We start from the raw sequence: 26,524 nt of genomic DNA, 5'->3' as shown, positions 1-26,524 counted from the left end.
CCTCAGGCGAACTGGCTGAGGCCCGGAACCGAGGCGATCACCTGATCGACAACCTCATCGCCCGCATGCTGGCGGGCAACGGAGATGGTTTCCTTGGCGAGCGTGGAAATCTCGCCCATGCCGAGGCCCTGGCTCATCAGCTGCTGGCCCAGCCCCATGATGCCGCCGCCGCCGATCGCGCTCATCAGGCCGCCGAGCAGACCGCCGCCACCGGCACCTTCGCCATTATACTGCGCCACCAGTTCGCTGGCGCCGGGAATAGCTTCGATCATGCGGGCGATCGGGCCGTCTTCCGCCTCACGCTGAAGAAAACCGAGAATCATGCCAATGGCCTTTTCGGCCAGTTCCGGGCTAATTCCCGCCTTCTCGGCGATCTGGCTCACGACTTCGTTCATTCTTGCCTCCTGTTGAAAAACGACGCCAACATCGAATAACTGACGTTAACGTCAACGTAAAACAATATCATGCCGCATTCAAGCGGCCAGGGTCAGGTGCGGCAACTTTCATCAAGCGGTTTTTCTTCATCGCCATCAAGCAGTTGTTGCGCCTTGAAACTGTCCTTATAAGATCATCACAACCAAACTATGAAAAGGCCGCTATCGTCAGAAGTGGCCACAACATGGTAGTGACGCTTTAAATTCGGACATGACTTTTGCAAAATCCATCGCGATTTTAAGGGTCATGCACCAGCCGCAGGAGAAAATGGTCGATGTTGCAGGACGGACAGCTCTATATCGGGACCAGCCGCAATCCGGACGACAGCCTGAACAAGGGCGAATATCTGGAACTGAAATTCGGCAACCGCCACGGCCTCATCACCGGCGCGACGGGAACGGGCAAGACCGTGACGTTGCAGGTTCTGGCCGAAGGTTTTTCCAAGGCCGGCGTGCCGGTTTTCTGCGCCGATATCAAGGGCGACCTTTCCGGCATCGCCGCGCAGGGCGAAGCCAAGGACTGGGTGCAGAAGCGCACCGAACAGATCGGCTTCACCGATTTTGCCTATGGCAAATCGCCGGTGATCTTCTGGGATCTCTACGGTGAAAAAGGCCATCGCGTGCGCGCCACCATCGCCGAAATGGGGCCGCTGCTGCTCGCCCGGCTGATGGATGCCTCGGAAGCGCAGGAAGGCGTGCTCAACATCGCCTTCAAGATCGCCGATCAGGGCGGGCTGCCGCTGCTCGATCTCAAGGACCTACAATCGCTCCTGAACTATATGGGCGAAAACGCAACCGAGCTTTCCAACCAGTTCGGCCTGATTTCCAAGGCCTCGGTCGGTTCGCTGCAGCGCGGGCTGCTGGTTCTGGAACAGCAGGGTGCGGCGAATTTCTTCGGCGAACCGGCGCTGAAGATCGCCGACATCATGCGTGTGGGCACGGATGGGGTTGGCACGATTTCGGTTCTCGCCGCCGACCGGCTGATGATGAACCCGCGCCTTTACGCCACCTTCCTGCTCTGGATGCTTTCGGAACTGTTCGAAGAGCTGCCGGAAGTGGGCGACCCGGAAAAACCGCGTCTGGTGTTCTTCTTCGACGAAGCGCATCTGCTCTTCAACGATGCGCCGCGGGTGCTGGTGGAGCGCGTGGAACAGGTGGTGCGGCTCATCCGCTCCAAGGGCGTGGGCGTCTATTTCGTGACGCAGAACCCGCTCGACGTGCCGGAAACCGTTCTCGCCCAGCTCGGCAACCGCGTGCAGCACGCGCTTCGCGCCTATACGCCGCGCGAGCAGAAGGCGGTGCGCACCGCGGCCGACACTTTCCGCCAGAACCCGGCCTTCAACACCGCTGACACCATCACCACGCTCGGCACCGGTGAGGCGCTGATTTCCACCCTGCACGACAAGGGCGCTCCCTCCATCGTCGAGCGCACGCTGGTACGTCCGCCATCCGGCCGTGTCGGGCCGCTCACCGATGCGGAACGCAAGTCCCTGATCGATGTGAGCCCCGTCGCCGGGCAATATGACAAGGATATCGACCGGGAATCGGCCTTCGAAATCCTCGCCGCCCGCGCCCAGAAGGCTGCCGATGCAGAAGCCGCCAGACGTGCGGAAGAAGAAAACGCCGCCAGCCAGTCCGAGAGCGCTTCCGGCCGCTGGCGCCTGCCCGGCTTCGGCGATGAAGAACCCGCGCCGGCCTCCACCGGCTCGCGCAATGGCGGCGCACGCAAGACCGGATACCAGCGCGAAACGGTGATCGAGGCGGCAATGAAAAGCGCTGCCCGCTCGGTTGCCACCTCGGTCGGCCGCGCCATCGTGCGCGGGATTCTCGGTAGTTTGAAGCGATAGAAACAGATACGCCGCCCGCCCTCGATGGGGCGGGCGGCGCGTGATTGGCGGGACGTTACTTCTGGCGATAGAAGATCATGCCGCCGTGATAAAGCACATCGTCGACGAATTCGCCGTCGGCGGTGAAGCCGGTATCGTCCCAATAATCGATATGGTTTCCCTTCACCTCATACCGCCCCCGATAGGCGCTTTTGCGGTTGCCCCGCGCCTCGTCATACCGGCCATTGGGCAGAAGTTCCTGGCGAATGTGGCCATCGCCGGTGACCCACATGCCGACATAGGGGTGGTTCCGGGTTTGAGCCGTTTCGGTCATATTCACGTCCATGGCGTCGCTCGCTTTGCGGGAACCCGTATCGGCGGAAGCCGTTGCGAGCAGAAGCGCAACGGATGTCGAAACAATGTTCATTGCCTTTGCCCTCCAGATGCAGCGTTGGCGCGGCGTTCCTCGAACAGCTCGGCAAGCGTGCGGGATGCGGCGATAGCTTTGGGAAATCCTGCGGGAACGGTGATCAGATAGACCATTTCCTTCAGCTCTTCGTCGGTTGCGCCCACATTGAGCGCATAACCGGCATGGACCTTCATCAGATCACGCTCGCCAAGGGCCGCCATGACCGCGACGGCGGCTAGCTGGCGGGTCCGGTTGTCCAGACCCGGCCGGGACCAGACCTCCCCCAGGGCGTAGCCTTCAGTCGCATCGGCAAGGAAAGGAAACTCCTGCCGCAGACGTTCCAGATTGGACTGGGGCTGGCCATTGTTGAGGCTGCGGACGACTTCATCGCCACGCTTCAGCCTGTCATCCAGTCGTTGCGGATTGGCGATGGCGGCACTTGCCGCAAGCATGGCAATTGCAAGCACGGTCGGAAAAATCGCTTTCATGTCGCTCTCCTCAGGCGGCGGTGGGTCGGACGACGATTTCATTGACGTCCACATCGTCGGGCTGCTCGATGGCGTAGCGCACCGCGCGGCCGATGGCGTCGGGCTTCAGGGCGATGGCCCGATAGGTCTGCATCAGTTCCGCAGCGGCGGGATCGGTGATGGTGTGGGCAAGTTCGCTTTCCACCACGCCGGGGTGAATGCAGGTGACACGCAGGTCACGGTTTTCCTGCCGCAGCCCGTCCGAAATCGCCCGCACCGCAAATTTCGTCGCGCAATAAACGGCAGCCGTGGGCGAAACGGCGAGCGCACCGATGGAGGCGATGTTGATGATATGGCCGGAAGAACGGGCGGTCATCTCGGGCAGAACGGCGGCGACGCCATAAAGCACGCCCTTGATGTTAACGTCGATCATGCGGTCCCATTCGTCGACCTTCAGGGACGACATCAGCGACAGCGGCATGATGCCGGCATTGTTGACGATGACGTCGACCTGCCCGAACGCCTTGCGCCCCGCCTCCGCAAAGGCCTCGACGCTCTGTCTGTCCGTCACGTTCAGCGGCTGGATGACGACCTCGGCGCCCTTCCCGCGCAATTCTTCGGCAAGCGCCTGCAAGCGGTCCATGCGGCGTGCACCCAGCACCAGCTTCGCCCCGGCGGCGGCCAGTTCCCTTGCGATACCCTCACCGATCCCGCTCGATGCACCTGTGATGAGAACGACTTTGTTCAATGTCATGGCTTTCTCCTTGGTGTTACGGCCGGCTTTTTCTGGAAGCGGCCATTGCGGACAAGATAAAGCTTGGGCATTGTCGTGATAACCACCTCAATCATAACCTCAATGGGTAGAATTTCTAACCAATGAACATCGATCTCAACGCGCTTTCGACATTCTGCATGGTTGCCGAGGAACGCAACTTCCGGGCCGTTGCAGACAGGCTCGGCGTAACCCGCTCCGCCGTCAGCCAGACCATCCGCAAGCTTGAAGAGACAATGGGAATAGCGCTGGTGCAACGAACCACGCGCAGCGTCAGCTTGACGGAAGCGGGACAGCAGCTTTATGCGGATGTCTCGCCATCCATCGGCAATCTCGTTGAGGCTGCCAATGCCGCGTCGTCCCTGAGCGACGCCGTGCGCGGGCAGTTGCGCCTTGCGGTTTCCTCGATAGCCGAGCGCTTTTTATCCGGGCCATTGCTTGCGCGCTTTGCGGAAATACATCCCGAAGTGCAGCTCGATATCGTCGTGACGGACGAGGAATTCGATATCGTCGCCGAGCACTACGATGCCGGCGTGCGTCTTGGAGAACTGATCGCGCAGGACATGATTGCGGTTCCGGTTTCCGCTCCGCAGCGGCAGCTCGCCGTCTGCTCGCCGCACTATCGGGATCGCTTCGGCCTGCCGGCGCAGCCCCGCGAATTGATAGGGCACAGGTGTATCGGCTGGCGACCCCGTCCGGGTGTGGCGCCATACAGGTGGGAATTTGCGGAAAACGGCCGCGAATTTGCGGTGGCGGTGGAGCCGGCCTTCACCACCAACGACATGCAGTTGATGATCAAGCTGGCCTGCGCCGGTGCGGGCATCACATTCGGTATGGAAGAGACATTCCGCCCCTATCTGGAGAGCGGGCAGCTCGTTTCCATGCTGGAAAACAACTCCCCGAGCTTTGCGGGATTTTATCTCTATTATCCCAGCCGCCGCAATCTTGCGCCGAAGCTGCGCGCCTTCATCGATCACGTCCGCCTGTCGAGAGAGCGGTAATCTGCCGGAGCGAGCCCCGGCAGATCGTTAGAAAACAGGGCTATTTCCTCTGCGAAACCAGCGAGAAATAAGCGCCCTGCGGATCGACGCAGTTGACGATCCAGCTTTCGCCGGGAACCTCCATCGGACCGTTGACGACCTTGCCGCCGCCGGTGCTGACGCGGGTAATGGCGTCATCGATACCGTCCACATTGAAGTAATAACCCCAGTGACAGACGGGGACCTGCGGCATGCGTTTCATCATGCCGCCGACGGCCTTGCCCCTGTAGGCGAAGATGCGGTACGGGCCCATGTCGCCCATGTCGAAATCATGGTCCTTGGTCCAGCCGAACACATCGCCGTAAAAGGCCATGGCCTCATCGACATTATCGGTGAAGAGCTCGTGCCAGCCGACATGGCCCTGCTTTTCCTGCATATCCTCAGGGAAACCGCCGGTTTCCATCGGCAGCGGCGTCATGATGCAGAGCACCGCACCGAAGGGATCCGCGACCACGGCGAAGCGGCCGATTTCGGGAATGTCCTGCGGCGGGCGTCTGACCGCGCCGCCCTTTTCAGCGAATTGTTTCGCCGTGGCGTCCACATCGTCGACATCGACATAGGCGGTCCAGTTCGGGGGAATGCCCTGGCCCTTGTGCTCGTCGGTCAGCTCCATGACGCCGCCCATGCCCTTGCCATCGGCCTCCAGCACCAGATAGGGCATTTCCGGCGAGCCGAAATCCTTGGTCTGCCAGCCGACGACATGACCATAAAAGCGGGCTGCCGCTTCCATGTCGGGCGTCATCAGCTCGACCCAGATGAATTTTCCATGTGTATCGGACATTGTCGTCTCCTATGGAGGGTTTGGCGGGTGTGTTTCGGCAAGCGCCCGCCGCAGGATGCGGCGGCGCCGGTGGTTCGGGTGAAATTTTCGCAGGGCCTCAGGCCTTGCGGCGGAATTCCGATGTCATGAAGGTCTTGAATGTGCCGTCCGGCTGCCTGACGCTGCCGGAAAAGCTGCGGTGATTGTCGTCATGCAGCACCAGCACGTCGTGATAGGTATCGGTGCGGCCGGAACCGTCGAAGGCCGGGCCTTCCGCTTCCAGCGTCAGGGTCTTGCCGTCCTCTTCCAGCCAGCCCCTGTAGACCCAGAGATTGGTCATCATCGACCCTACCCAGGTGCCGACGAAATTGCCCTTGGCCGGGTCGAAGCCGACCGTGATCACGGCCGTCATCTGGTCGCCATCGGGCATCCTGCCAGTGCCCTCACCGACAATCCACAGCCCGCCGATGGAGCGGACCGTCTCGGTAAATCGCTGCGAGGGATCGTTGGCGTCATAGCAGTCATGGCCGGAACTGGAGGTCATGACCCAGTCTCCGACGATCCTCTTCAGGAACTCATGTTCCTTCTGCGGCTTGGCGATTTCCATTTCCATTGTTGTTTCCTCCTCGTCCGTCCGTTTTCAGTGGCAGCAGGCTGCTGCCTTCGGCGCGTCCTCATACTGGTCGTGACGGCGCACCCAATCCATTACCTCCTCTTCGTTACGGCCTTTTGGCACCAGATCGAGCAGCATCAACGTGCCGAGCGTCTGCTCCGCGCCGCGAGCGTAAGTGGAATAGGTGTGGTAGATCTTGCCGTCATCGCCCTTGGCGAAAACGCTGATGCCGTGCAGGTCCTTCAGGTCGCCATAGGGCGCCATGTCACGGTAATTATAGGTGATTTCACCTTTGGCCATGTCCTCGTCGCGGAACGAGGCCTGATAATCGTAGTTGAAATCGCTGCTTTCGGCCGAAACCCACGGGAATTTCCAGCCCATGCGGTTCCTGTAGCTTTCGATCTTCTCAAGCGGCGCGCGCGACACGGCAACGAAACCCGCATCGCCATGCTTTAGGTGGATCAGCGCGCCATCGACATGATCGGCAAAGAAGGAGCAACCGACGCAGCCCTCCTCCCAGTCCGGCGCCAGCATGAAGTGATAGACGATGAGCTGGCTGCAGGTGCCGAACAGTTCCTTCAGCGATTTGGGGCCGGAAGGGGCATCGAAGATATAATCCTTCGTCACCTCTTCCCAGGGCAGCGCACGCCGGGCCTCGTTCAGCCTGTCGCGGGCGCGGGTCATTTCCTTTTCCTTCACCAGCAGATCGCGGCGGGCCGCAAGCCACTCCTCTTTCGAAACGACGGGATGAGACATGATCTTTCCTCCTTGGATCCGTCTTTCACCACGGCACCGCCCCGCTTTAACGGTGGGCGCCGGCTATTTCTGTGCTGAAAGTCAATAAACAGTCTGCGGGGCATCAAGTTCCGCTTGACTAATTAGGTTGATATCAACATATTTATCCCATGTCAAACGCCAGCGTGATTCCTTTTTCGGCAACTCTTTTCGTGCGGGATGCCTGTTTGTGTCTGCATGCGCAGCGCGCCGCACGGGCTTTGGCGCGGTTGTTCGACAATGCACTGAAGCCGGTCGGCATCACCAATGGACAATTTTCGCTGCTGATGTCGCTCAACCGGCCGGAGCCACCGCCGATGGGACCGGTCGCCAATCTTCTGGCCATGGACCGCACGACGCTGACGGCGGCGCTGAAGCCGCTGGAGCGGCGCGGGCTGGTCAGCATCGAGCAGGACCCGAAGGACAAGCGCGGCAAGCGGCTGCGGCTGACGGCGGACGGCATGGCCGTGCTCGCCGCCGCCTTCCCCATCTGGGAACAGACCCATGCCGAAATCGAAGCCCGCATCGGCAGCGGCGACCCCGACCGGTTGCGCCGTGACCTTATCGACCTCGGCTGACAGGATTGACGGTATGGCGCCACTTTTGTCGGCGACAATGTCATCCGGCCGTCGTGCCGGGGAGCGACACTACGAAGAAAGCGCAATCAAGGAGGAATGATCATGCGTGCAATCGTTTTTGTAAAAGCCACCAAAAGCAGCGAAGACGGCGTCATGCCCACGACCGAGCTGATCGAGGCAATGGGAAAATTCAACGAGGAACTGGTCAATGCCGGCATCATGCAATCCGGCGACGGCCTGCATCCCTCCTCCAAGGGCAAGAGGGTTGTGTTCGACGGTGACAGCCGCACGGTGATCGACGGCCCCTTCCCGCACACCAACGAGCTGGTCGCCGGCTTCTGGATCTGGACTGTGAAGGACATGGACGAGGCCGTAGCCTGGGTGAAACGCTGCCCGAACCCGATGCTGGAGCGCAGCGAAATCGAAATCCGCCCGATGTTCGAAATGGAAGACTTCGGCGACGCCGTAACGCCGGAAATCGCCGCGCATGTGGAAGAACTGCGCGCGCGCGTCGCCAAGCAATAAAGGCCGCTCAGGCGAAGGCCGGATTAAAATGGGAGGGCGCGGGCTTGCCGCACTCTCCCCCACCGCCTGCCGCTGCAAAAGCCGTTGCCTCGAACAACCGCCGCTGTTAATGGTGAAGCGGTTCAACCCGTTTCAAGAAAGGAGGCTTCGCATGGATATTTCCTGCTTCTGGCGCAATCGTCAGCTCTGCCACCTTTTTGCCCTGCAGACACGTTTGCAGGGCTGACCGGAACAACCAACACTCTGGTTTGCCCAAAAGGCCGCGCAGAATGCAGCTTGTCTGCCGTTGCGCATGTTTTCACGACGGATCACCCCGAACCGAAACCCCGTACTGCCTTTGGCAGACCACGGTTCGTCAACGGGTCCGTCTTGCCAGAGACGACTTCATGACCATCATCACGCTTCGAAACCTCGGAATCATTCTGGGCAAGCCGCTTTTTTCCAATCTCAGCCTCACCGTGAATGCGGGAGACCGCATCGGCATCGTCGCCGCCAATGGCTGCGGCAAATCCACCCTTCTCAATTGCCTTTCCGGTGACATGGAGCCCACCAGCGGCGATATCACCCGGCTGCGCGGGCTGACGCAGTCCATCGTCCACCAGCATCTGCCCTCACCGCTGATGGAACGGACGATGCGGGACGCCGTGCTTTCCGCCCTGCCGGCGGATACGATCGACAGCGAGAGCTGGCGTGCCGACATTATTTTCGACGCCATGCTGGTGCCGGAGCCATTCCGCGAGCGCCGCCTGAAAGAGCTGAGCGGCGGCTGGCAGAGGCTTGCCATGCTGGCGCGGGCATGGATCACCGAGCCGGATGTGCTGCTGCTCGACGAACCGACCAACCATCTCGACCTCGAAAAGATCAATGTGCTGGAAAACTGGCTCGGTGAATTGCCGCGCGATACGGCTGTCATCATCGTCAGCCATGACCGCGCCTTTCTCGATAATGTCACCAGGAGCACGCTGTTCCTGCGGCCGGAAAATTCGGCGCTGTTCCGGTTGCCCTATGGCTACGCACGGGCGGTGCTGGAAGAAGAGGATGCCGCCGATGAGCGGCGTTTCCAGCGCGACATGAAAACCGCCCAGCAATTGCGCCGGCAGGCCGCCAAGCTCAACAATATCGGCATCAATTCCGGCAGCGATCTTCTGACCGTCAAGACCAAGCAATTGCGTGAGCGTGCGGAAAAGATCGAGGAAAAGGCGCGGCCCGCTTATATCGAGCGATCCGCCGGCAAGATCCAGCTCGCCAATCGCGGCACCCATGCCAGGGTTCTGGTCACTCTGGAAGATGTGTCGGTCTCGACGCCGGACGGAACAGTGCTGTTTCGCACCGGCCGGCAATTTGTCCGTCAGGGGGACCGCATCGTCATTCTCGGCCGCAACGGCGTCGGCAAGACACGGCTGATGTCGCTTCTGCAGGCGGCCGTATCGGGCGCAGGCCAGATACAGGAGGGCATCAAGGCCACGCCCTCGCTGGTGGCCGGATATGTCGATCAGTCGCTCGCCGAGATCGATGACGACAGCACGCCCGTTTCACTGCTGTCCCGCCGCTTCGATATTGGCGACCAGCGCATCCATGGCCTGCTCGCGGGCGCCGGGATCGACATGGAAATGCAGAAACGCCGTATCGCCGCCCTTTCCGGCGGGCAGAAGGCCCGGCTTGCCATGCTGGCGCTGCGGCTGGCGGAGCCGAATTTCTACCTGCTGGACGAGCGCACCAACCATCTGGATATTGAGGGGCAGGAAGCGCTGGAGGCGGAAATCATCAGCCGCGAGGCCAGCTGCGTGTTCGTCTCGCACGACAGGAGTTTCGTGCGGGCTGTCGGAACCCGCTTCTGGCTGATCGACAAGCGCAGGCTGGTGGAAGTCGACGATCCCGAAGGGTTTTTCGCCTCGGCCTGATGGTCTTGAAAAGCAAACGCCCGTCAGCCCAAAAGGCTGGCGAGGCGTGGATCGCCGGCGAAATCCAAAACAGCAAAACCCGTTCTGCGCATTGGAAATTCGCAGAGCGCCTGCACCCCCGTTTTCGACAGGTGGATACGCCAGCTCATCCGTTCCACCGGCGTCTTCGCGGCAAAAGCCTTCGGCGACAGAACCGCGATGTTGAGGCCGCCGGCGGGGTCGCGTACCGAGCGATAGAGGATAGCCTCGATCTTCGCCAGACGCGCCTGATCGGCCAGCGCCTGGCATGGCTCGTAATTCTGCAGATCGGTCCACAGGCGAGCATCCCGGCTCAGTTCCGGTTTCGTCAGGTTGAGCGCCGCATCGGTGGCGATACGGGCGGCGAAGGCGGAATAGTCGGCGGGATTGGCAGGCAGCGGCGTGCCCGGCGATTCGGCATAGAACAGCAGCCGGTAAAAGGCCATTTCGGCCAGCGCCGTCTCCACTTTCTGGGCGGCGTAATAAACGCCTTCGGTATAGCCCGCGCGGCGGAAGCGCGAACCATGCGGATAGGCGGCTCCATACCGGAAGGGTGTGGCGAGAAGATAATCGAAACCGGCGCATTCCGGCGGAAACGGCCGCTTGCTCATCTCCAGAATATCTTCCAGCAGAGATTGCTCCTCCACCGTATCCACCAGTTTCATGGTGGAGACCTGATGCTGCGCTTCCACCAGCCGCCAGTATTTTCCCGATACGGCGCATTTTTCAGACAGGAGCGCGTCGGGCGTCCAGATAGGAGAGGACATCGATCAATCCGGTAATGGTGGTCAGTTTGTCGGCAGGCACGGCGTTCAGCGCGACATTGTGATTGCGCAGCCAGTTTTTCGCCACGGCCTCATCGCCGCCGGCAATCGCATCCAGCGAGCGGAAAACCCGGATCAGCAGCACCGCAAGCTCGAAGGATTTGGCGCCCGGCTCCAGCAGGAAATCGAGCCGTTTCATGCGCGACACGGTGGGGGCGGAAACGCCGAGAATATCGGCCGTGCGCGCGGCATTCAGGCCCAGCCGTTCGGCGGCGGCGATAACGGCCTTGGTGACGACCCTGCCCTGCGAGGCGGGATCCATGGCGCTCTTGGCGTGAATATTCATGGCGCATATCCTTTCCTTGGAAAGAATATAGCATTTTTCTTTCTGAAAACAAGAAGGCCGGGATGAACCCGGCCTCGTTATTCAGATAGCTTACTCACGCGAATTGGATCAGGCCACCGAGACCGGCACTTCCGTGGAGGTGCGCATGGCGTGGCTGTACGGGCAGACGATGTGAGCGGCGGCAACCAGCTTTTCGGCGACTTCGCGCTCGACGCCCGGAATATTGGCCTTCAGCGACACTTCGATGCCGAAGCCACCGCCATCTTCGCGCGGGCCGATGCCGACGGTTGCCGTCACAGTCGTGTCTTCAGGAATCTTTACCTTTTCCTTGCCGGCGACAAATTTCAGCGCGCCCAGGAAGCAGGCGGAATAACCGGCTGCGAAAAGCTGCTCCGGATTGGTGCCACGGGCGCCATCGCCGCCCAGCTCCTTCGGAACGGTCAGCGTCACGTCGAGAACGCCGTCTTCCGACTTGGCGTTGCCGGCGCGGCCACCGGTGGCGGATGCTTTGGTCGTGTAGAGAATGGGCATGACATTTACTCCTTCGGGTTGGTGTTGGGCATCTTATAACGCACAATTAAATTGTGCGCAATATAGTTTTGCGCATTGAATGAAATTTTGTTTTTTGCGATAATTTTCACGAAATTTCGCCGCGCATCCATGCGGCAGGAACCGAAAGCGGGGGCTGATTGTTCCCTTCCCGGTTGATTTTGGAGCAGGAAAATGGACGCAGAGGGCGACGAGAAGAAGATGGAAAGCCTGTTGAGGCTGGACCAGCAGATATGTTTTGCCCTTTATGGCGCGGCACACGCCTTCACACGCGCCTATAAGCCGCTGCTCGACCCGATCGGGCTGACCTATCCGCAATATCTTGTCATGATGGCGCTATGGGAAAAAGAGACATCCACCGTCAAGGCGCTCGGCGAAATGCTGGGCCTTGATTCGGGCACGCTGTCGCCGCTGCTGAAAAGGCTCGAACATGCGGGGCTGATTACCCGCAAGCGCGGCACGGTGGATGAGCGGCAGGTGCTGGTGGCCCTGACGCCGAAGGGCGCGAACCTCAAAAAAGAGGGCGTGAAGATCATGACGGCAATCGGCAGCGCCACCGGCTGCGGGCTGGAGGAGCTGGTGCAGATTCGTGACCGGGTGAATGCGCTGAAGGACAGCCTCAGCCGGCCCTAATCCTCCGGCAAGTCACAAGGGCTGATAATCTCTCTTCCGTCATGCTCGGGCCTGTCCCGAGCATCTGCAGCGTATTGATTTAGTGCGACGTGATTAGATCCTCGGGACGAGCCCGAGGATGACGTCGAGTATGGGGGACAGGTTTTCCTTAAATTAAAGGCGGCACAGGGCCGCCTTTTTATGCGAAGGAGGCTCGGCTTACTGCCAGACCACCACACGCGCCTTCTGCGGCACGCGGTCGTAAAGATCGATTACGTCCTGGTTCATCAGGCGCACGCAGCCGGAAGAGACGGCCTTGCCGATGGAGTTCCATTCCGGCGAACCGTGCAGGCGGTAGAGCGTGTCCTTGCCGTTCTGGAAGATATAAAGGGCGCGCGCGCCGAGCGGGTTCTTCAGGCCCGGCGGCATGCCGCCGTTCTTGGAGGAATATTTGACCAGTTCCGGCTGGCGGGCGACCATTTCGTCCGGCGGGGTCCATTTCGGCCACTTCTGACGCCACTGGATGACGCCCTCGCCCGACCAGGCGAAACCTTCGCGGCCGATACCGACGCCGTAACGCATGGCGCTGCCGCCCTGCTCCACGACATAAAGGAAGCGCGAGCGCGTATCGACAACCACGGTGCCGGGGCGTTCGCCGGTCGGGTCGACAACCCGCTGGCGGTAATAACGGCGGTCGATTTTCTGATAGGGGACGGCGGGAATGACGTAACCGCCATCCTCAACCGAGCCGTACATGACGGCCAGTTCCGCATCGCTGACGCCCGGCGAGAACATCTGCCGGAAATCGCTGCCGATGGCGCTTGCCTGCTGGCGAATGGCGCCTCCCGGACCTGATGAGGCACAGCCTGCGAGAAGCGAGGCGGAGGAGATGCCGAGAAGGGAAAGGAAGGTGCGTCTGGAAAGATCTGTGTCGGTGCTTGTCATAAGGCCGGTTTGTCCCACATTTCGAACGGCTATATCGCCGTTGTACGTCATTTGTTCCGTGTCATGCGTATTGCGAAAATAGTTAACCGACCGCTAAAAGCCAGTCACAAGGCGCTGGCGGAATGGGTCCAATATCTCTTTCTTTTAGAACGTGTTCAGATAACCACAATCTGCGCCCCTTGCGGCACACGCTCGTAGAGATCGATCACATCCTGATTGAGCATGCGCACGCAGCCGGAGGACGTCGCCTTGCCGACGGATTGCCAGTCCGGCGTGCCATGCACGCGGTAAAGCGTGTCCTTGCCATCCTTGAAGATATAAAGCGCACGCGCGCCGAGCGGGTTGTTGAGACCGGGCGTCATGCCGCCATTGGCGGCGGAGATGGAGGCGAGTTCCGGCTGACGCTTGACCATTTCATCGGGCGGCGTCCAGCGCGGCCATTTCGCCTTCCACTGGATCTTGCCGCGGCCCGACCAGGCATAACCGTCGCGCCCCAGCCCAACGCCGTAACGGATCGCCTTGCCGCCGGACTGCACGAGATAGAGAAAATGCTGCCTGGTATCGACGATAATGGTGCCGGGGGCTTCCGCCGTCTGGTAGCTCACTTCCTGCCTGAGATAACGCGGATCGATGCGGCCATAAGGAATGGCCGGCAGCGAGCGGTCCTCATCGCGGATCGGGCCATACATGACCCGGTGCAGCGGATTGGAGACAGGCAGGCCGTAGGCCATCGCCTGGCCCTGCGGTTGCGGCGCGTTATAACCCTGCACCTGCGGGGCTTGCAGCCCCTGCCCGCGCACCGGCGGACCGTATTCCTGATGGAAGCGGGTTCTGAACAGATCCGGCGGGCGCGTCGAAAGCTGGCCCGGCTGCGGCGGCAGTTCCGGCTGGCGATTGGAGCTGACGGAGTTGAAATTGAATACCGGCGCCGTTTCCCTGACGAAAACATCCGGGTCCATCCGGGTCGTATCCGTCACGAAAAGGCAGCCGCTCATGAGAGGCAGCAGGGCAAGCCCCGCCAGAGAGGCCGCCCGGCGACCGTTTTTCAAAAGGAGTGCTATCATCTGAACCGCTTCATGGAATCCAATCTACCGACATGATGAACCGTGCGGCTGGCGCGAAGCTGGCGTCGTTTTTTCAAAAAAAATCGAAAAAACGCATTTTTGCTCTTGAAGCTCTAGTTGCTAGAGGTGCCAGATTGGCTGTCGACTGGAATTCAGGAGCGGAAACCATGAATATTTCGACAGGCATAAACATCAAGGGCAAAGACGGCGAGCAACTGACCTTCTCCGTTGGCGGCATGGATTGCGGCAGCTGCGCGGCGAAAATCGAAACCGCGCTTTCCCGCCTGCCGGGCGTTGCCGACGTCAAGGTTTCCGTTGCGCGCGAAAGGCTGAACCTTTCGCTGGCCGAAAGCAAAACCTCGGTCGAAAAAATCGAAGACACGCTGCGCAAGCTCGGTTTCAAACCCGCTTTGCTGCCGCAGGAAAAAGTCTCCCGCGCAAAAGTCGAGGCGGATCATCACGGCCACAACCATGATGACCACGATCATTCGTCCTGCGGCGGCCACCATGCCGATACCGGAACGAGCGCCGACAACAGCAATGCGCTGACCTTTTCGGTCGGCGGCATGGATTGCGGCAGCTGCGCGGCCAAGATCGAGACCGCGCTTTCGCGCCTGCCGGGCGTTGCCGACGTCAAGGTTTCCGTTGCACGCGAAAGGCTGAACCTTTCGCTGGCCGAGAGCAAAACCCCGGTCGAAAAAATCGAGGACACGCTGCGCAAGCTCGGATTCAAGCCGGCCCTGCTGCCGCAGGAAAAGACCGCGCGAGAAAAAGCCGCAGATCACAATCACGATCATGACCACGGATCATGCGGCGGCCATCACCACGACCACGATCATTCAGATCATGACCATTCGGGGCATGACCATTCCGCGCACGATCACGCGTCCTGCGGCGGGCATGATCATGACCACTCCAAGCATGACCATTCTGGTCACGATCATTCCGGCCACGACCATGCGGGCCATTCGCATGGTTCCGCTCCGGCGGCTGCAGTGCAGAGCGGGGAAGTAGGACATGCCCATGGCGCGGATGAAAAAGGCGCGTGGTGGCGCACCGCAAAGGCGCGCAACACCTTCACCGGCACCGTTCTGGTCGCCATCGCCTATGCGGCGGAACTGAGCTTCCCGGCATGGGGCGGTTACGCCTTCATCATCGCCACGCTGGTCACGCTCTTCCCCATCGCGAAGAACGCCTTCAACGCCGCCCGTTTCGGCGCGATCTTCACCATCGAAATGCTGATGACGATTGCCGCCATCGGCGCGATCATCATCGGCGAGGCGGAAGAGGCGGCCATCGTCGTGTTGCTCTTCTCCGTCGGCGAATTGCTGGAAGGTTTCGCGGCTGCCCGCGCACGCTCGGGCATCAAGGCGCTCGGTTCGCTGCTGCCGAAAACGGCTCTGGTGGAGGAAAACGGCGCGCTGCGGCAGGTCGCGGCCGATCAGGTGCGCATCGGCCAGGTGGTCTTGGCGCGTCCCGGTGACCGTATCGCCGCCGATGGCGTTGTCATGGAAGGCCAGTCGAGCGTCGACGAATCGCCGATGACCGGAGAGAGCATTCCCGTCGCCAAGGAAAAAGGCGCACGCGTCTTTGCCGGCTCGATCAACCATGACGGCTCGCTGCGCATCCGCGTCGACCGCGCGCCGGAAGACAACACCATTGCCCGCATCATCACACTCGTCGAGGAAGCGCAGGATGCGCGTGCCCCGACCGAGCGCTTCATCCAGAGCTTCTCGCGTTATTACATGCCGCTGATCGTGGCGATCTCGGTGCTGACCATCATCGTGCCGCCGCTTGTCGGCCTCGGCGACTGGGATACCTGGATTTATCGCGGTCTTGCCTTGCTGCTGATCGGTTGCCCCTGCGCGCTGGTCATCTCGGTTCCCGCGGCCATCGCCTCCAGCCTTTCTGCCGCGGCACGCCACGGCATGCTGGTGAAGGGCGGCGCGGTCATCGAAATGCTGGCTCGCACCGAAACCGTCGCTTTCGACAAGACCGGCACGCTGACGCTCGGCGAACCTGTCGTGACCGACGTGGTGGCGCTTGACGGCAACGAGGCCGAGCTGATTGCGCAAGCCGCAACCATCGAGCACGAATCGAGCCATCCGCTCGCCCGCGCCATCGTCAATCATGCCGAAAAGAGCGGCGTTAAGCCCCTGCCCGGCTCCAACATCAAGGCGATTTCCGGTCGCGGCATGCAGGGCAATGTCGGCGGGAAAGACCTGTTCATCGGCGCACCGCGCTTTGCAACGGAAGTCGGCACCCTCTCGAAGGAACTGGCCGATCGCATTTCCGCACTGGAAAGCGAAGGCAAGACGGTGGCTGTCGTCATGACCGGCGGGGCGGCAAGCGGCCTCTTCGCCATGCGCGATGAGCCGCGCAAGGATGCGGCGGAAGGCGTGAAAGCGCTGAAGGAAATGGGCATTTCCTCGCTGATGCTGTCGGGTGACAATGCCCGCACGGCGCGTGCCATCGGCAACAAGCTGGGCCTTGAGGCGCGGGGCGAACTGCTGCCGCAGAACAAGGTCGAAGAAATCCGCAAGCTTGCCGAAAAGAAGACCGTGGTGATGGTGGGCGACGGCATCAACGATGCGCCGGCCCTTGCGGCGGCCAGCGTCGGCGTCGCCATCGGTTCAGGAACAGACGTGGCGATGGAAGCGGCGGATGCGGCGCTGATGCGCAACAATGTCGGCGACGCCGCCCGCCTGATCGGCCTGTCGCGCGCCACCATGCTGAATATCCGCCAGAACGTGACCATCGCGCTCGGCCTGAAGGCGGTCTTCCTTGTCACCACTGTAACCGGCGTTTCGGGTCTGTGGCTCGCCGTTTTCGCCGATACCGGTGCGACGGTTCTGGTCACCGCCAATGCCATGCGGCTGCTCGGCTATTTCAACCGCAACAAGGGCTGACATTCCATTTGCGTGCAAGACGGCCGGGTCTCGTCAATCGAGGCCCGGCCGTCTCATTTACGGCATATTGACAAACTAATTGCGTCCAATAAATACCGCGTACCGCCGTTTCCACGCGCGTGACAATCGATTCCACGCGCAGGAGCGCTGAACTTGGCAAAGCATGGCTATAACCGCATCGCGTACCGCGCGATCAAGATCGGTGGAAACATCGCCAAGGTCATCTTTTCCATCGATTTGTTCATCCGGCCCGGCAGAAGAAAAACGCTTCCGCAGTATCAGCCTGCCAGACGCAGCCCGAAATCGGAAAAGGCCATTCCCCGCATCATCTGGCAGACGAATTACTCCAACCGGGTAACGACGCCGATCTATGCGAATTTCCTGTTCAACCGTTGGCTGACGCCGGAATTCGAATATCGTTACCATGATGACGAGGCGTGCCAGACCTATATCGACCGGCATTTTCCCGGACGTTACGCCGACGCCTTCCGTCGCCTGCAGGTGGGCGCCGCCAAGGCGGATTTCTGGCGTATTCTGGTGCTGCTGCAGGAAGGCGGCATCTATCTCGATATCGATTCCAATTTTGCTGCCCGCCCCGAGGATGTGATCGGCGCTCAGGAAGAGGCCGTTTTCATCGCCATGAAAAGCGGCGAGATCACGAATTACTTCATGGCCTCCAGGCCCGACCACCCGGCGCTCAGGCTGATGGCCGACCGTATTTCCCAGAATATCGAAGACGGAACGCTCGCCAGCGTCTACGACATGACCGGCCCGACGGTGGTGCATGCCGTCGTCAAGGAACTGGGGCTTCCGGTCCGCAATTACCGCGAAATGTGCACCCAGGGTCAGTTCACCAACAAGCGCGCCCAATATGCCGATAAAAAAGACGGCGCATGGTGGGCGGAGCAGGCCAAGACGTCCATCGTCAAGAACTAGGGCATCTCCGGTAAACGTGCGAAGCGGTTTGGCCGGACGTGCTCCTGAACCCTCAGACGTTCCTAAACAGCAGCACAGTTCGAATTTCAGACGAAGGCGTTGAAAAGGCGGATGCTTTCCTCCACCGCATGCGGCACCACGCCGTTATGGGTGCCGGGCAACAGCTTCTTGTCGACCTTGAAGCCGGATGTCAGGGCGCGATCCACGAAAAGCTGGTGATCGGCATCGAAAGGCCGCTCCTCCGTGCCGCGCAGAAGCAGCGCCGGACATTTGAGGCTGGGTCCGAAGCAGACGGAGGAGCGCATGATGAATTCGCGCTCGTCGGTCTCGTCGAAGCATATCTCGTCGCTATAGCGGTTGAAATAACGCCAGGAATTGACGCCGGCGGAAATGGGTGCCGCGGCGCGGAACCTGCGGCTCATGGCGGCCAGCAGCGTCAGCGTGCCGCCGTTGGAATGGCCGGCGATGAAGAAGCGGTTTCTGTCGATGCCGGGAAGGTTTTCCAGATAGGTGGCCGCCGCCAGCGCATCCGCCGTTTCGTCGTAGAAACCGGAATAATTGCCGCTTTGGCCGTTTTCACCACGGAAGGACGGCAAAAGCACGACATAACCCGCTTCCCAATAGGGCTTCATCAGCGCCCAATGGCCGTCTCCGGTGGCGTTGCCGCCATGGAGGAAAAGCACGGCGGGTTTCAGCGTTTTTGACGGCTGGTAGTGGGAGAGCCAGGCGACAAGTTCGATGGAGCCATCCGGCCCGCCGGGATAGGTGACACGTTCCGCCCCGGGCGGCGTGCCGAGCGCCGAGGATTTTTCCGGCGCAGCCATTTTTCGCAAGAGATGGGTGTGGAACCGTTTGCGCGCCTCCGCATAATCCTGCCGCTCCAGCGGCAAAACCTCGGGCGCGGCAACGCCCGCTTTCGCACGCAGCGGCAAAAATGCAGCCGCTGACAGCCCCATGGCGCCGACCAGCAGGCTTCGCCGCGTCAGGCTCGGCAAGATAGTGCCGCTCTCTTCCTGTCCGAAGGCTGAGGAAAGAAAGCGTTTGTCTGCCATATGGTCACCTGAAGGGATGGTTGTAACAGCAGTTCAACACTGCGGCGGGAGGCTGTCCAATCACGGATTCGCGAATGACAACAATGTATTCGCAGCCATCGTGGCAATTTCTGGACAGCGTCTTCCCTGCTCCTGTGCCTGCCAAGGAGGATGAGGGGGGCGGCCAAGGCACCCTACACTTCCACGCCATCGATCATCGCCACCAGCGTCGAGAGCCTGTCCGCCTCCGCCGGCAGCTTGTCGGCGCGCAGCCGTGCAATGCGCGGGAAGCGCATGGCGACGCCGGATTTGTGGCGGGTGGAGCGGTTGATGCCCTCAAAGGCCACCTCCAGCACGAAGCCGAAATCCGGCGTGGCGCGCACCGCCCGCACCGGGCCGAAACGCTCGACCGTATTGTCGCGCACGAACTTGTCCAGCACCTCCAGCTCCGCATCGGTGAAGCCGAAATAGGCCTTTCCGACCGGCACGAGCTGTTCGCCATCCTCCCCTTCCGCCCAGACGCCGAAGGTGAAATCGGAATAATAGCTCGACCTTTTGCCGTGGCCGCGCTGGGCATACATCATGACGGCATCGATATTATAGGGATCGCGTTTCCACTTGAACCACGGCCCCTTGGCGCGGCCGGCCTGATAGGCGCTGTCGCGGCGCTTGATCATCACACCCTCGATCACCGGATCGGGCGGGGCGGCGCGCAGCGTGTCGAGTTCCTGCCAGCTGGAAAAGCCGATCAGCGGCGAGAGGTCGAAACGGTCATGCGGTGCGTGCTCGATGATATCCGACAGGCGGCCGCGGCGATCCATGTAGCTTTCGGCGCGAATATCGCTCTCGCCCTCGAACAGCAGGTCATAGGCGCGGATGAAGGCGGGATAGTCATCCAGCATCTTCGCTGTCACCGTCTTGCGGTTCAGCCGCTGCTGCAGGTCGGAGAAGGTGCGGGTGAGATTGTTGGAGCGCACTGTCCCGCCGATCAGCAATTCGCCGTCCATCACGCCTTCGAAATCTATCGCCTCCAGAACATCGGGAAAGGCGCCGGAAATATCGTCGCCGGAGCGGGAATAGAGTTTTCGCGTGGCGCCGGCGCGGGACAATTGCACGCGAATGCCGTCCCATTTCCATTCGGCGGCGTAATCGGCCGGGTCCAGTGCATCGAGGTCACCATCGGCCACCGGTGTGGCCAGCATCACCGAATGGAAGATGGCGGGCGTCGCCAGCACCGGCCGCCCGGATTTCCCCTCCAGCCAGGCGAAAAGCGGCGTATAGGGCGGCGTCAGCCCGTGCCAGAGGGTCTCGATTTCGGTGATGTCTTTCCCGGCGAAATCCGCCAGCGCCTGCCGTGCCAGCCGCGCCGAAACGCCGATGCGCAGACTGCCGGTGGCGAGTTTGAGAAAAGCGAAACGCGAGGACGTATCGAGCCGGTCGAGAAGATCGCGCACCGCGCTGCGCACCTCCGTGCGGCCGAGCGAATTCATCAATGTCACGATGTCGCCGAGGCGTGGATCCTGCGCTTCGGCGTCATCCGCGCCGCCGATATTGCCCCAGACCAGCGAAATGGTTTCGGCAAGATCGCCGACATAATCATAGGAATAACGAAACAGCACCTCGTCCATCCGCTCCAGCACCAGCTCGCGCAGCAGGGCGGGCTTGACGCTTTTCAAATCCAGCGTGCCGGCAATGGCCGCTAGTCCGTAACCCCGGTCGGGATCGGGCGTATCGCGAAAATAATCGGTCAGCAGCTTCAGCTTGCCGTTGCGCGAGGGAGTGAGAACGAGGCGGTCGAGCAGCGTGGCGAAGGCTTTCATCTCAATCCCCCTCATCCTCGTAACCGACAAGATGCAGCGGCTTGGCGGCAATACCCTGCAATTCGCACCAGCGCACCAGCGCCTCCTCACGGCCATGGGTGACCCAAACGGCCTGCGGGGAAATTTCCCTGATGGTCTCCAGAAGTTCCGGCCAGTCGCAATGATCTGATATCACCAGCGGCAGCTCCACGCCGCCCTGCTTTGCGCGTTGCCGCACCATCATCCAGCCGGAAGCGAAGGCAATAAGCGGTTCGTTGAAGCGCCGCGCCCAGCGTTCCTGAAACGCCGAGGGCGGACCGACGACAATCGCGCCCTTGAAGGCGGAAGGATCGCTTTTTTCGAGCGTTGCGGGGCGCAGATCGCCGAGATCAATGCCCTGCGAGACGTAATAATCGCAAAGCCGCGCCAGCGCGCCGTGAATATAGATGGGATCGGAATAACCGTTGTCCCGCAAAAGCCTGATGACGCGCTGCGCCTTGCCGAGCGAATAGGCCCCGACGAGATGGGTGCGTTCGGGAAATTGCCGGATCGAAGTAAGCAGCTTGCCGATTTCCACGCGCGGCAGCGGATGGTGAAACACCGGCAGGCCGAAGGTGGCCTCGGTGATGAAGACGTCGCAGGGAACGGTCTCGAAGGGCGCGCAGGTGGGATCGACGCCGCGCTTGTAATCGCCCGATGCGACGATGCGCAGGCTGTTCATTTCCACCGAGATTTGCGCCGAACCCAGCACATGGCCGGCGGGATGGAAACCGACGGTGACGCCGTTCACCTCCACCCTCTCGCCGAATGCCACTGCCTGCTCGCTGCCGCAGAAGTCCTCACCATAACGGATACGCATGATATCCAACGTCTGGCGCGTGGCCAGTACCGCGCCATGGCCGGCGCGGGCGTGATCGGAATGGCCATGCGTGATGAGCGCCCGCGCCACCGGGCGCACGGGATCGATATAAAAATCGCCCGCCGGACAATAGAGGCCCTTGGGCGTGGAATTCAGGAGCTGTTCCGGCTTCATATTCATTGAGATAGGGCCGCCCGCGCGAATGTAAAGTGCTGCGAGAATAACGCGGAACGGGCGTTAAATTTCCAGCGGCAGTGTTTTTGTTTTGCCGCCCGTCATTTCGGCGTTGAGCCGCGGCTGTACGCTGGTCAGCGGGGACAAGTCTTCGCAAAAGCGGGACATAAAACGCGCAATCGGGATGGCGCAGACAATAGGAAGGGATGGCCGTGACGGAATTTAGCCAATTCGATGTGTCAGACTATCTGGATAGCGATGAAGCCATGATCGAATATCTGGCGGTCGCGATGGAAGACGAAGACCCTGACGTATTCATTGCCGCCCTTGGCGCAGTCGCCAGGGCGCGCGGAATGTCACAGGTTGCGGATGCTTCGGGTCTGGGCCGCGAAAGCCTCTACAAAGCACTTAAGCCCGGTTCGAAGCTTCGCTATGAAACCGTGCAGAAAGTCCTGCATGCGCTGGGCTTCCGACTGGCCGTCGAAAAATCATTGAACGCCGCGTAAGACTGGGATTTACGCCAGCCTTACGACTACGCGTCACTACTCCCCCGCCCCTTCGGCCGGCTTCGCCTGCACCGCCGCCGGCAACCGCACCGGTTTCAGCATCAGCGCCGCCGCAAGGCCGATGGCGGCGGTTGCGGCTGCGGCGAAGAAGAGCGGCGTAAACGCATCCGAATAGAGCGAGGCGACGGCGGCCTGCGAGGCGGCGGGGAGTTCGGAGAGCATTTTCGGCGTCAGTTCCTCGATCTTGCCGACGCCGGGAATATCGACCGGCACGCCCTTGAGGCTCGATGACACGATGGCGCCATAGACCGAAATGGCAATGGCTGCACCACCCATGCGGGTCAGGGTCACCGCGCCGCTCGCCGCACCGATATCCGCCTTGGGCGCGGAATTCTGCACGCCGATGATCGGCGCCTGCTGGCCGAGGCCGACAGCAAAGCCTTGCGCCAACATGAGGACCGCAATCACCCAAAGCGGCGTTCCGGCATGCATCTGCGTGAACAGCAGCATGGCGATAAGGTTGATGGAGAGACCCGCCACCGAGAAGGGCTTGTAGACGCCGGTAATCGAAATCAGCCGTCCCGCCGAAAGCGAGCCCATGACGATGCCACCGGTGACGGCGATGAAGAACAGGCCGGCATGGGAGGGCGAAAGCCCCGTCGTGGTCTGCAGGAACAGGGCATAATAATTGACCATGCCGATACCGATGCCGCCGCTGGTCAGCGAGACGATCATCAACAGCGGAAAGGTGCTGTCCTTGAAAAGACGCAGCGGCACGACCGGTTCCGGCGCGCGGCGTTCCACCTGCACCCAGAGAAAGGCGGCAATGACGGCGAAAGCGATGATGCCGAGGCTGGGGCCTGCGATCAGCGAGCCGAACAATTCGCTGCTGTCTGCCCAGAAGACCACGCTGGCAATGGTGGCTGCCAAGAGGACCGCGCCGAGATAATCGATCTTCGGCTGACGCGCCGGACGGCGATAGGGCAGCATCAGCGCCAGTCCTGCAATGACGATAATGCCAAGCGGCAGGTTGATGAGGAAGATCGACCGCCAGCCGAACAGGTCGCTCATCGTGCCGCCGAGGATCGGGCCGACGCTGCCCGACGCCATGATGGTGAGGCTGGAATAGCTCTGGTAGCGGGCGCGCTCGCGCGGTTCGAACAGATCCGCATTGACGGAAAAGATCGACACCATGATGCCGCCGCCGCCAAGCCCCTGCAGAACGCGGGCGGCAATCAGCGAATCCATCGACCATGCCAGACCGCAGGCGAGAGAACCGAGCGTGAAGATGACGACCGCCGCGATCATCACATATTTGCGGCCGAACAGATCGCCGAGCTTGCCATAAACAGGCATGACCGCGCTGGTCGCCAGAAGATAGGCCGAGCCGATCCAGCCGAAACGCTCCAGCGCGCCGAATTCACCGACGATGGTGGGAAGTGCTGTCGATACGATCTGGTTATCGAGGGTCGCCATGAACATGGCCAGCATCAGAAACAGAAAGACGATGAGCCTGCGCCGATGATCCGACACAAGCGGCGCCACGGGGGCGGTGGACATATCCATGAAAAATCTCGTTGGCTTCCGGCAGTTTTGCTGCGACAATTTGTGTGCTATCAGCATATATATGTCAATGGCAAGTTTTTGACATCTGTGCTAATGCCGCTAAATGTGATCGGAAAACAGCATCGAAAGGGACGATGAAGCGTGGCGACTGAGGAAAACTGGAACGAGGATCTGCCCGAGGACATCAAGCGGATCGGCAACACGATGACGCGCATGCGCATCATGATCGGCCGCCGCATCATCGGCCGCATGGCGCTTGCCAAGCTCGCTCCGGGTCTCGAACTCTCCCATATCGACGTTCTTGATATTCTGCGCCGGGCAGAAGGCGATGTTACCGTGGGTGCGATTGCCGAGGGCATGCGCATCGACCCCTCGCGCGGCAGCCGGGTGGTGGCGGATATGGTGGCGCGCGGCCTGCTGAAACGCGGCGTTTCCCAGGAGGACGGCCGCCGCAGCATTGTCGAGATCACGCCGCTCGGCACCAGTCTTTTGCAGGAAATGCGCCGGACCAAGATGAGCGTCATCGAGGACGTGATGGATGGATGGCCGGCGGAGGATGTGGAGACATTCGCCCGCCTGTTCGAACGTTTCATCGACCGTTTCGAATACCGGTTGTCGCCGGATACGGACTTTCTGGCGGATCAGAAAAAATCATAGCTGGCCCTGCGATCCGCAACTTCACTTTAAAAGTGCAAAACCGTAACGTGCCGCATCGAAAAGGCCGGAGCACGCCGTTTGCCGACATCGTCGGCCGTATTCTGCTTTTTGTTTTCCGCATTGTCCGGACGTAAAACTGCGACGCGGTTTTCACTGGAAATGCTCTCAAGGGGGTAAATTCGATGTTGACGATCTACGGTGTCTACCGTTCCCGCGCCACGCGCACGCTGTGGCTTGCGGGTGAACTGGGCATAGAATTCAAGCATGTGCCCGTGATACAGGCCCGCCGCCTTGCCGATCCGCTGGCTGCGGATGCGCCGCTCAACACGCTGTCTCCCGCATTTCTCGCCGTCAACCCGATGGGCACCATTCCCTGCATAGAGGATGACGGCATGGTGCTTTACGAATCCATGGCCATCAATCTCTACCTTGCCCGCAAATATGGCGGGCCGCTCGCCCCCATCGACCTGAAGGAAGATGCGGCGATGCTGCAATGGTCTTTCTTCGCCGCCACTGAAATCGAGACCAATTCGCTGAAGATTTCCTCCGCCATCGCCGAAGGCCTGTCGGAAAGCGATAGCGGCAAGGCCGTGATCGATGTCGCCGCCCGCCTGCTGAAGCGCCCCTTCCGGGTGCTGGAGCAGCATCTCTCCAGCCACGACTATCTGGTGGGCGACCGTTTCACCGTCGCCGATCTCAACGCGGCGGAAATCGTTCGTTACGCGCAGGGCCACAAGCCGCTGTTCGATGCCCATCCGGCGCTGAAAGTCTGGCTGGATCGTTGCCAGGCCCGCACGGCGTTCAAGACCATGTGGGACAGCCGGGCCGCCGAAGCGGCCTGAGCGGTTAAGCCCCTTACCCCTCCGTCATGCCGGACCTCATCCGGCATCCAGCCAGCCCAAGTCCTTGGGCTGAAAGGACTCTTCTCGCCGCGCAGACGCGCGTCGGCTGGATTCCGGCTCAGGGCCGGAATGACGGAAATACTGAGCCACTCAGCCCCTCTCTCCCGCCAGCGCCCGCTGCACCGCAGGGCGGTCGTTCATGCGGCGGAAGTGGTCGTGCACTTTCGGGAAGCGGGCAATATCCACGCCATCGCTTTCCAGCCAGCCGGACATGACGAAAAGATAGGGATCGGCAACGGAATAGGCCGTACCAAGAACCCATGGGCCGTGCAGCATGCCGTGCTCGATCAGTTCGAAGCACTCGCCCATGGTCTGCGGCACTTTCGCCTTCATATCCGCAAGCGAACTCTCCTCATTCGCCCAGCGGCTGCCGCGCCGGCCATGCGCGTGGGCGACATGCACGGTGGAGGAAATGAAGGCGTTGAAGGACTGCATCAGTGCGAATTCAAAGGGATCGTCGAGCGGTGCGAGCTTCTTTTCAGGCGCCATCTGCGCGATGAAGGCGAGGATGGCGGGCGTCTCCGTCAGCACGCCGCTTGCCGTGGCCAGTGCGGGCACGCGGCCCTTCGGATTGATCTTTAAAAATGCCTCGGAGCGTTGCTCGCCCTCCGCGAAATTGACGCGGTGGGCCTTGTAAGGCAGGCCGGATTCCTCGAGCACGATATGGCTGGCGCGGGAGCAGGAACCGGGGGAGAAGAACAGTGTGAACATGGATATGCGACCTCCAAAGCAATGAAGCGCCCGTTTCTTCCTCACGCGGACGCCGCCCCTCGGCGGCCATGGGATGG

General features: G+C 61.0%; 29 protein-coding genes. 12 read left to right on the top strand and 17 right to left on the bottom strand.

Annotated features, from left to right (window positions below; all coding sequences use genetic code 11):
• Positions 1 to 2 precede the first annotated feature (2 nt).
• Positions 3 to 395, bottom strand: a complete 393-nt coding sequence (locus ACQZ5N_RS24230; RefSeq protein WP_448734349.1) for a hypothetical protein — start codon at positions 393 to 395, stop codon at positions 3 to 5.
• Between the two features lie 314 nt (positions 396 to 709).
• Between ACQZ5N_RS24230 and ACQZ5N_RS24225 the strand changes: the two genes are divergently transcribed.
• Complete coding sequence (locus tag ACQZ5N_RS24225) at positions 710 to 2,281, top strand: helicase HerA-like C-terminal domain-containing protein (protein WP_448734348.1); 1,572 nt, start codon at positions 710 to 712, stop codon at positions 2,279 to 2,281.
• 55 nt (positions 2,282 to 2,336) lie between these two features.
• On the opposite strand, the gene ACQZ5N_RS24220 is transcribed toward ACQZ5N_RS24225, so the two are convergent.
• The 3 genes from ACQZ5N_RS24220 to ACQZ5N_RS24210 are packed head-to-tail and all read right to left on the bottom strand — an operon-like array spanning position 2,337 to position 3,890.
• Complete coding sequence (locus ACQZ5N_RS24220; RefSeq protein ID WP_174056469.1) at positions 2,337 to 2,687, bottom strand: Atu4866 domain-containing protein; 351 nt, start codon at positions 2,685 to 2,687, stop codon at positions 2,337 to 2,339.
• Positions 2,684 to 3,157 (bottom strand): carboxymuconolactone decarboxylase family protein, encoded by a 474-nt coding sequence (locus ACQZ5N_RS24215; protein WP_003522241.1) that lies wholly within the window; start codon positions 3,155 to 3,157, stop codon positions 2,684 to 2,686. The genes ACQZ5N_RS24220 and ACQZ5N_RS24215 overlap by 4 nt, the downstream gene beginning before the upstream one ends.
• Positions 3,158 to 3,167: 10 nt before the next feature.
• A complete protein-coding gene (locus tag ACQZ5N_RS24210) occupies positions 3,168 to 3,890 on the bottom strand; it encodes an SDR family oxidoreductase (RefSeq protein ID WP_059753990.1) in 723 nt (240 codons plus the stop codon).
• A 122-nt stretch (positions 3,891 to 4,012) separates the two neighbouring features.
• On the opposite strand from ACQZ5N_RS24210, the gene ACQZ5N_RS24205 reads away from it, so the two are divergent.
• A complete protein-coding gene (locus ACQZ5N_RS24205; RefSeq protein ID WP_448734347.1) occupies positions 4,013 to 4,909 on the top strand; it encodes a LysR family transcriptional regulator in 897 nt (298 codons plus the stop codon).
• 40 nt (positions 4,910 to 4,949) lie between these two features.
• Here the strand turns inward: ACQZ5N_RS24205 and ACQZ5N_RS24200 are convergent, their stop codons facing one another.
• The 3 genes from ACQZ5N_RS24200 to ACQZ5N_RS24190 all read right to left on the bottom strand — a co-directional run bounded on the left by ACQZ5N_RS24200 (position 4,950) and on the right by ACQZ5N_RS24190 (position 7,077).
• The gene (locus ACQZ5N_RS24200; protein ID WP_142778864.1) at positions 4,950 to 5,729 is read right to left on the bottom strand and encodes a VOC family protein; all 780 of its coding nucleotides are present in this window, start codon (positions 5,727 to 5,729) and stop codon (positions 4,950 to 4,952) included.
• A 97-nt stretch (positions 5,730 to 5,826) separates the two neighbouring features.
• On the bottom strand, positions 5,827 to 6,321 hold the full coding sequence (locus ACQZ5N_RS24195) for a DUF1579 domain-containing protein (RefSeq protein WP_003522237.1): 495 nt from the start codon (positions 6,319 to 6,321) through the stop codon (positions 5,827 to 5,829).
• 27 nt (positions 6,322 to 6,348) lie between these two features.
• A complete protein-coding gene (locus tag ACQZ5N_RS24190; protein ID WP_003522236.1) occupies positions 6,349 to 7,077 on the bottom strand; it encodes a DUF899 domain-containing protein in 729 nt (242 codons plus the stop codon).
• 149 nt (positions 7,078 to 7,226) lie between these two features.
• Here ACQZ5N_RS24190 and ACQZ5N_RS24185 point away from each other — a divergent pair, with 149 nt between their 5' ends.
• From ACQZ5N_RS24185 to ACQZ5N_RS24170, 4 genes are all read left to right on the top strand, one after another.
• Positions 7,227 to 7,673, top strand: coding sequence for a MarR family winged helix-turn-helix transcriptional regulator (locus ACQZ5N_RS24185; protein ID WP_059754000.1), 447 nt, complete (start codon positions 7,227 to 7,229; stop codon positions 7,671 to 7,673).
• Positions 7,674 to 7,775: 102 nt separating this feature from the next.
• Positions 7,776 to 8,198 (top strand): YciI family protein, encoded by a 423-nt coding sequence (locus ACQZ5N_RS24180; RefSeq protein ID WP_003522234.1) that lies wholly within the window; start codon positions 7,776 to 7,778, stop codon positions 8,196 to 8,198.
• The gene (locus ACQZ5N_RS24175; RefSeq protein WP_448734365.1) at positions 8,161 to 8,424 is read left to right on the top strand and encodes a hypothetical protein; all 264 of its coding nucleotides are present in this window, start codon (positions 8,161 to 8,163) and stop codon (positions 8,422 to 8,424) included. The genes ACQZ5N_RS24180 and ACQZ5N_RS24175 overlap by 38 nt, the downstream gene beginning before the upstream one ends.
• Positions 8,425 to 8,584: 160 nt before the next feature.
• Positions 8,585 to 10,099: an ABC-F family ATP-binding cassette domain-containing protein gene (locus ACQZ5N_RS24170; RefSeq protein WP_448734346.1), complete on the top strand. Its 1,515-nt coding sequence runs from the start codon at positions 8,585 to 8,587 to the stop codon at positions 10,097 to 10,099.
• Positions 10,100 to 10,122: 23 nt separating this feature from the next.
• Here ACQZ5N_RS24170 and ACQZ5N_RS24165 read toward each other — a convergent pair whose 3' ends face one another.
• From ACQZ5N_RS24165 to ACQZ5N_RS24155, 3 genes are all read right to left on the bottom strand, one after another.
• Positions 10,123 to 10,884 carry an RES family NAD+ phosphorylase gene (locus ACQZ5N_RS24165; protein WP_448734345.1) on the bottom strand — a complete coding sequence of 254 codons (762 nt, stop codon included), beginning with the start codon at positions 10,882 to 10,884 and terminating at the stop codon, positions 10,123 to 10,125.
• A complete protein-coding gene (locus tag ACQZ5N_RS24160; RefSeq protein ID WP_020813119.1) occupies positions 10,844 to 11,227 on the bottom strand; it encodes an MbcA/ParS/Xre antitoxin family protein in 384 nt (127 codons plus the stop codon). Before ACQZ5N_RS24160 ends, ACQZ5N_RS24165 begins: the two co-directional genes overlap by 41 nt.
• Before the next feature lie 108 nt (positions 11,228 to 11,335).
• Positions 11,336 to 11,758, bottom strand: coding sequence for an organic hydroperoxide resistance protein (locus ACQZ5N_RS24155; RefSeq protein ID WP_003509379.1), 423 nt, complete (start codon positions 11,756 to 11,758; stop codon positions 11,336 to 11,338).
• Positions 11,759 to 11,950: 192 nt separating this feature from the next.
• On the opposite strand from ACQZ5N_RS24155, the gene ACQZ5N_RS24150 reads away from it, so the two are divergent.
• The gene (locus ACQZ5N_RS24150) at positions 11,951 to 12,409 is read left to right on the top strand and encodes a MarR family winged helix-turn-helix transcriptional regulator (protein ID WP_448734344.1); all 459 of its coding nucleotides are present in this window, start codon (positions 11,951 to 11,953) and stop codon (positions 12,407 to 12,409) included.
• 198 nt (positions 12,410 to 12,607) lie between these two features.
• On the opposite strand, the gene ACQZ5N_RS24145 is transcribed toward ACQZ5N_RS24150, so the two are convergent.
• Together ACQZ5N_RS24145 and ACQZ5N_RS24140 are read right to left on the bottom strand one after the other, a co-directional pair.
• Complete coding sequence (locus ACQZ5N_RS24145) at positions 12,608 to 13,333, bottom strand: L,D-transpeptidase (protein ID WP_003522229.1); 726 nt, start codon at positions 13,331 to 13,333, stop codon at positions 12,608 to 12,610.
• A 155-nt stretch (positions 13,334 to 13,488) separates the two neighbouring features.
• Complete coding sequence (locus tag ACQZ5N_RS24140) at positions 13,489 to 14,397, bottom strand: L,D-transpeptidase (RefSeq protein WP_448734343.1); 909 nt, start codon at positions 14,395 to 14,397, stop codon at positions 13,489 to 13,491.
• Positions 14,398 to 14,564: 167 nt separating this feature from the next.
• Between ACQZ5N_RS24140 and ACQZ5N_RS24135 the strand changes: the two genes are divergently transcribed.
• Complete coding sequence (locus ACQZ5N_RS24135; protein WP_448734342.1) at positions 14,565 to 17,306, top strand: heavy metal translocating P-type ATPase; 2,742 nt, start codon at positions 14,565 to 14,567, stop codon at positions 17,304 to 17,306.
• A gap of 153 nt (positions 17,307 to 17,459) precedes the next feature.
• Entirely contained in the window at positions 17,460 to 18,242 is a 783-nt protein-coding gene (locus tag ACQZ5N_RS24130) for a glycosyltransferase family 32 protein (RefSeq protein WP_448734341.1), read from the top strand.
• Between the two features lie 86 nt (positions 18,243 to 18,328).
• On the opposite strand, the gene ACQZ5N_RS24125 is transcribed toward ACQZ5N_RS24130, so the two are convergent.
• The 3 genes from ACQZ5N_RS24125 to ACQZ5N_RS24115 all read right to left on the bottom strand — a co-directional run bounded on the left by ACQZ5N_RS24125 (position 18,329) and on the right by ACQZ5N_RS24115 (position 22,105).
• Positions 18,329 to 19,294 (bottom strand): alpha/beta hydrolase family protein, encoded by a 966-nt coding sequence (locus ACQZ5N_RS24125; protein ID WP_448734340.1) that lies wholly within the window; start codon positions 19,292 to 19,294, stop codon positions 18,329 to 18,331.
• Between the two features lie 173 nt (positions 19,295 to 19,467).
• Positions 19,468 to 21,093 carry a cisplatin damage response ATP-dependent DNA ligase gene (locus tag ACQZ5N_RS24120; protein ID WP_448734339.1) on the bottom strand — a complete coding sequence of 542 codons (1,626 nt, stop codon included), beginning with the start codon at positions 21,091 to 21,093 and terminating at the stop codon, positions 19,468 to 19,470.
• A gap of 1 nt (position 21,094) precedes the next feature.
• Positions 21,095 to 22,105, bottom strand: a complete 1,011-nt coding sequence (locus ACQZ5N_RS24115; RefSeq protein WP_448734364.1) for a ligase-associated DNA damage response exonuclease — start codon at positions 22,103 to 22,105, stop codon at positions 21,095 to 21,097.
• Positions 22,106 to 22,311: 206 nt separating this feature from the next.
• Between ACQZ5N_RS24115 and ACQZ5N_RS24110 the strand changes: the two genes are divergently transcribed.
• Positions 22,312 to 22,611: an addiction module antidote protein gene (locus ACQZ5N_RS24110; protein ID WP_448734338.1), complete on the top strand. Its 300-nt coding sequence runs from the start codon at positions 22,312 to 22,314 to the stop codon at positions 22,609 to 22,611.
• A 36-nt stretch (positions 22,612 to 22,647) separates the two neighbouring features.
• Here the strand turns inward: ACQZ5N_RS24110 and ACQZ5N_RS24105 are convergent, their stop codons facing one another.
• Positions 22,648 to 24,177 (bottom strand): MDR family MFS transporter, encoded by a 1,530-nt coding sequence (locus tag ACQZ5N_RS24105; RefSeq protein WP_448734337.1) that lies wholly within the window; start codon positions 24,175 to 24,177, stop codon positions 22,648 to 22,650.
• A gap of 141 nt (positions 24,178 to 24,318) precedes the next feature.
• Here ACQZ5N_RS24105 and ACQZ5N_RS24100 point away from each other — a divergent pair, with 141 nt between their 5' ends.
• Both ACQZ5N_RS24100 and ACQZ5N_RS24095 read left to right on the top strand, forming a co-directional pair.
• On the top strand, positions 24,319 to 24,834 hold the full coding sequence (locus ACQZ5N_RS24100) for a MarR family winged helix-turn-helix transcriptional regulator (RefSeq protein ID WP_448734336.1): 516 nt from the start codon (positions 24,319 to 24,321) through the stop codon (positions 24,832 to 24,834).
• A gap of 182 nt (positions 24,835 to 25,016) precedes the next feature.
• Entirely contained in the window at positions 25,017 to 25,676 is a 660-nt protein-coding gene (locus ACQZ5N_RS24095) for a glutathione S-transferase family protein (protein WP_448734335.1), read from the top strand.
• A 150-nt stretch (positions 25,677 to 25,826) separates the two neighbouring features.
• On the opposite strand, the gene ACQZ5N_RS24090 is transcribed toward ACQZ5N_RS24095, so the two are convergent.
• A complete protein-coding gene (locus ACQZ5N_RS24090) occupies positions 25,827 to 26,447 on the bottom strand; it encodes a glutathione S-transferase family protein (RefSeq protein WP_003522219.1) in 621 nt (206 codons plus the stop codon).
• Positions 26,448 to 26,524 lie beyond the last annotated feature (77 nt).

The organism is Agrobacterium sp. 22-221-1, from assembly GCF_053522445.1.
This window is presented reverse-complemented; position numbering and strand designations above follow the sequence as displayed.